Source organism: Polynucleobacter sp. 35-46-11, from assembly GCF_002281105.1.
Map to the genome: position 1 here is coordinate 1 of NZ_NCFJ01000145.1, position 5,269 is coordinate 5,269.

Below are 5,269 nucleotides of genomic sequence, written 5' to 3' on the forward strand. Positions count from 1 at the left end.
CGCTTGCAGCCCTGTAGCAAGGGAGCAAAAGGCCGAAGTAGAGGCGGTTTTACGAGAAATTGGCGCTGATGACATCCCTCGAATTGAGGTCATGAACAAGATTGACCAGATGCCTCAGACCTTTACGGAGGGGGCTGTTTTGGTCCGCGATTCGGAGGGAATCCCGAGCCAGGTTTTCCTTTCCGCCAAGACTGGCCTTGGCCTTGATTTATTGCGCTCAGCGCTGGCTGAATGCTCTCAAATGACTGATAGAATAAGGATCGAGCAGAATCGCGCTAAGGTCCAAATGGATCCAGACGAGTTTTTAGCTCCTTTACCCGAACGACCAGAGACTTCCGAATTTAACCCAATTCCTAACCGAAAATATTCACCAAACGATGCGTAAATTTCTTGAGCTGTTCTCGGTCAATGATCCAGGCTGGGGTAATAGTCACCCAGGCAGTGGATCTAAAGATGCGAAAGAGGGTCAAAGCTCCGACCAAAACCCAAAAGTTGATCCGGCGAAGCCAGATGCGGATAAGCCTGTTGAAACTCAACCGCAGAATCGGCCTGCACGACCAGACGGTCCTCCAGATTTAGATGAGCTATGGCGTGACTTTAATGACCGCCTAGGCAGTTTATTTGGCGGTAAGAAAAAGCCAGGCGGCTCAAGCAAGCCTGCAAACAAGCCAAACAGCACTGACATTCCACCTCCATCCCAGCGCGGTAATGGCGGTGGCAATAACGGTGGTGGTGGCATGAGTGCACCTAACTTCAACTTCAGCAATCCCTTTGGCTCAAGAGCAAGCGTGATTTTGGTTGCTGGTGGCGTGGGATTAATATGGCTTTTAAGTGGTTTTTACATGATCCAAGAGGGTCAGTCTGGGGTAGTGACTACCTTCGGTAAGTACTCTTACACGTCTGGCCCTGGTATTAACTGGCGTATGCCTTGGCCTGTCCAGGCAGAGCAAACTGTAAATGTCTCAGGGGTGCGTTCTGTAGAGGTTGGGCGTTCAATTTTGATTAAAGCAACTAATCAAAAAGATACCTCAATGCTGACTGAAGATGAAAACATCATTGATGTGCGTTTTGCAGTTCAGTATCGTTTAAAAGATCCAACAGATTATTTATTTAATAATCGTGATCCCGATATGACTGTGGTTCAGGCTGCAGAAACTGCAGTGCGTGAAATCGTTGCGCGTAGCAAGATGGATACTGTTTTATACGAAGGTCGTGAAAAGATTGCGATTGATTTGGCTGCCTCGATACAGAAAATTCTAGATAGCTATAAAACTGGTATCTACGTTACGAGCGTGACCGTTCAAAACGTTCAGCCTCCAGAGCAAGTGCAAGCAGCATTTGACGATGCTGTAAAAGCAGGGCAAGACCAGGAGCGTCTTAAGAGCGAAGGGCAGGCATACGCTAACGATATTATTCCTCGTGCAAAAGGTACAGCTGATCGACTGATTCAAGAGGCTGAAGGTTACAAGGCTAGAGTGGTTGCGACTGCAGAGGGTGATGCAAATCGCTTCAAGCAAGTCTTGACTGAGTATGCAAAGGCACCTGGTGTGACTCGTGACCGTATGTACATTGATAGCATGCGCGAGATGTACAACAACGTTTCCAAAGTCTTGGTAGACACTACTAAGAGCAACAGCATGCTCTATCTGCCGCTAGATAAGATCATTGCGCAAGTTAGCGCTGAGAGTGCACAAGTTGCTGCTGGTCAGGTCTCAGCTTCTACACCTACCGGATCAGTAACAGTGGGTGGCGCGACAGGTAATCCAGCCGCTCCATTTAGCAACAACGTAACTAGCCCAAGCTCGAGTAATGCTCCGAGTATTGGTGCTGCCGAAAAACGCGACGGCTTAAGAAGCCGTGATAGAGGGGATGCAAGATAATGAACGCAAATCGTCTCTTAGCTGCTATCGCTGGTCTGATAACTCTCGGGTATGTACTGGCTTCTAGTATTTTTGTCGTAGATCAGCGCAACTTTGCGGTGGTGTTTGCTTTCGGGCAAATTGTCAGGGTGATTGAGCAACCAGGGTTGCAATTGAAGTACCCAGCACCGTTTGAAAATGTTCGCTTTTTCGATCGTCGTATTTTGACGATTGATACTCCTGAAGCAGAGCGCTTTATTACTTCCGAAAAGAAAAATCTCTTAGTTGACTCTTACGTTAAATGGCGCATTGTTGATCCTCGTAAATTCTTCGTTAGCTTTAAAGGTGATGAACGTTTAGCGCAAGATCGACTTACACAATTAGTGCGTTCAGCACTAAACGAAGAGTTCACCAAGCGAACAGTCCGGGAAATCATCTCAGATCAACGTGAACAAGTGATGCAGGGGATTCGTAAAAAAGTAGCTGATGATGCCTCTGATATCGGTGTTGAAATTGTCGATGTTCGCCTCAAGCGTGTTGACCTCTTGGCTGAAATTAGTGACTCTGTATACAGACGTATGGAAGCTGAGCGTAAACGCGTTGCTAACGAGTTACGTTCAACTGGTGCTGCAGAGTCTGACAAGATTCGAGCAAATGCTGAGCGTCAGCGTGACACTATTTTGGCTGAAGCTTATCGTGAAGCGCAGAAGATTAAAGGTTCTGGTGATGCAAAAGCCACTTCGCTATATGCAGAGGCATTTGGGCGCGATCCACAGTTCGCACAGTTCTACCAAAGTCTTCAGGCTTACCGCAGCTCCTTCAAGGATAAGAAGGATGTCATGGTGGTCGAGCCTAATGGTGAATTCTTCAAGTTCCTGCACAAAAAAAATTAAGAGTGAATATTTCGGATCATGAATCGTTGGTTGCTTCCTGAAGATATTGCTGATGTTTTACCAGCCGAGGCTCGAAAAGTAGAGTCTCTGCGTCGTGCCATCCTCGATTTGTATCAGACCTATGGTTATGAGCTTGTTGCGCCACCGATTCTGGAGTTTCTAGATTCACTGCTAACCGGCACTGGTTCAGATCTCAACTTACAAACTTTTAAGTTGGTTGATCAGTTGTCTGGTCGTACCTTGGGTCTGCGCGCTGACATGACCCCACAAGTTGCGCGGATTGATGCGCATTTATTGAATCGCCAAGGTGTAACACGTCTATGCTATGCGGGATCAATTGCACATGCTCGTACACCCGTGGGTAGTTCTGCTCGGGAAGAGTTGCAAATTGGCGCTGAAATTTATGGCTGCGCAGGATGGGAAGCTGATTTTGAGGCGGTCACTTTGCTACTGCAGACTTTGGCTCTTGCTGATCTAAACAAAGTGTATTTAGATCTTTCACATGCAGGTGTGCTCGAAGGCATCCTGGATGGGCAAAACTTAGATAAGAGTGATGTCGAAACTCTTTATGGCCTACTGCAAAGTAAGGATCGTCCCCGTTTAGCGATTTGGGCTAAAGCTTTACCTGCTAAATCAGCCGAAGCCTTAATGGCGCTGACTGAGTTGAATGGCCCTTGCACGCAAGTATTGGTGAGCGCTAAAAATGCACTGCCGAAACACCCCCTCATTGACGATGCCTTAGCTCAATTGGAAATGCTAGTTGCTGCAACTGCTGCACTACCCAATAATGTTGAGCTTAGTATTGATCTAGCAGACTTACGTGGTTATCAATATCACAGTGGTGTGATGTTCGCGGCTTATGTAGATAAGTTGCCTCAGCCTATCGCTCGTGGTGGTAGATACGATCATGTTGGTCAAGCATTTGGACGTCCTCGTCCTGCCACTGGTTTTTCAATGGATTTATTGACCCTAGCTAATCTAGCGCCTGCTGCGCAAAGAAAGCCTGCCATCTTAGCGCCCTGGATTATCGATGCAAGCCTAGCTAGTAAGCTTGCTGAGCTGCGTCAAGCTGGTGAAGTAGTTATTCAGGAAATGAATGGTGATGCTGTGGAAACTGCTGAGTATCTTTGTGATCGAGAGCTAGTAAAGCAGGGCAGCTCATGGGAAATAAAAAAGAAATAAAAAAGAAATAAAGCTTCATTAATAACGTACTAATTCTGTAATTACCTTTTGGATTTTATTATGTCTTCAAAGCAACAAGCTCATGGTCGTAACGTCGTTGTCATCGGCACCCAATGGGGTGATGAGGGCAAAGGCAAAGTAGTCGATTGGTTAACTGATCATGCTCAAGCGGTTGTGCGTTTTCAGGGTGGACATAATGCAGGTCACACTCTGATCATTGGCGACAAAAAAACTATTCTGCGTTTGATTCCATCTGGAATCATGCACAAAAATGTCATTTGCTATATCGGTAATGGTGTGGTGCTCTCTCCAGAGGCGCTCTTTAAAGAAATCGGCGAGCTAGAGGCTGCTGGACTGGATGTTCAATCCCGTTTGAAGATTTCTGAGGCAACGACATTGATTCTCCCGTATCACGTAGCGATTGATCATGCTCGCGAGAAAAAGCGCGGCGATGCCAAGATTGGTACAACCGGTCGTGGAATCGGGCCGGCTTACGAAGATAAAGTTGCTCGTCGCGCCTTACGAGTTCAAGATTTGTTTTACCCAGAAAAATTCGCAGCGCAATTGCGTGAGAACTTGGAGTATCACAACTTCATGCTCGCCAACTACTACGGTGCTGAACCGGTTGACTACCAAAAGACTTTTGAAGAAGCCATGTCTTATGCCGAGCGAATTAAGCCCATGGTAGTTGATGTCTCTAGTGCTTTATATGCAGCAGAGCAGGCAGGTCAAAATTTATTGTTTGAAGGTGCGCAAGGCACTTTGCTCGACATTGATCATGGTACTTACCCATATGTCACTTCAAGCAACTGCGTGGCAGGTAATGCGGCTGCTGGCTCTGGTGTTGGTCCAGATTCTTTGCAATATATTTTGGGCATTACGAAGGCCTATTGCACTCGTGTTGGCGCTGGTCCATTCCCAAGCGAGCTGTATGATTTTGATAATGCCGCTAAACAAGATCCTGTTGGCGTTCGTTTGGCTGAAGTCGGCAAAGAGTTTGGTTCTGTTACTGGTCGCCCACGCCGTACTGGTTGGTTAGATGCTGCCGCTCTTAAGCGCTCAATTCAGATTAATGGTCTGTCTGGCCTGTGTATTACCAAGCTAGACGTATTGGATGGCTTTGAGACTATTCGCCTTTGTGTAGGTTACAAGCTGGATGGTCAAACATTAGATGTATTACCGCGTGGCGCCGAAGCTGTTGCGCGCTGTGAACCAATTTATGAGGATTTCCCAGGCTGGAAGGGAACTACTTTTGGTATTCGTGAATGGGACAAACTCCCAATAGAGGCACAGAAGTTCCTGCGTCGTATCGAAGAAGTTGCAGGAAAGCCGATC

The 5,269-nt window shown here is 46.9% G+C and carries 4 protein-coding genes and 1 pseudogene; all 5 read left to right on the forward strand.

The annotated features are described in order from the left end of the window. Positions 1-385 (forward strand): annotated as a pseudogene (locus B7Y67_RS10310) (GTPase HflX); the annotation flags it as partial. Further along, complete coding sequence (gene hflK, locus B7Y67_RS10315) at positions 378-1,880, forward strand: FtsH protease activity modulator HflK (RefSeq protein WP_293598570.1); 1,503 nt, start codon at positions 378-380, stop codon at positions 1,878-1,880. The pseudogene B7Y67_RS10310 and the gene hflK, both read left to right, overlap by 8 nt. Then, positions 1,880-2,752, forward strand: a complete 873-nt coding sequence (hflC, locus tag B7Y67_RS10320; protein ID WP_215300979.1) for a protease modulator HflC — start codon at positions 1,880-1,882, stop codon at positions 2,750-2,752. Before hflK ends, hflC begins: the two co-directional genes overlap by 1 nt. A gap of 18 nt (positions 2,753-2,770) precedes the next feature. After that, on the forward strand, positions 2,771-3,934 hold the full coding sequence (locus tag B7Y67_RS10325) for an ATP phosphoribosyltransferase regulatory subunit (RefSeq protein WP_293598571.1): 1,164 nt from the start codon (positions 2,771-2,773) through the stop codon (positions 3,932-3,934). 60 nt (positions 3,935-3,994) lie between these two features. After that, positions 3,995-5,269, forward strand: a 1,275-nt coding sequence (locus B7Y67_RS10330; protein ID WP_293598572.1) for an adenylosuccinate synthase, incomplete at its 3' end; no start/stop codon positions are given.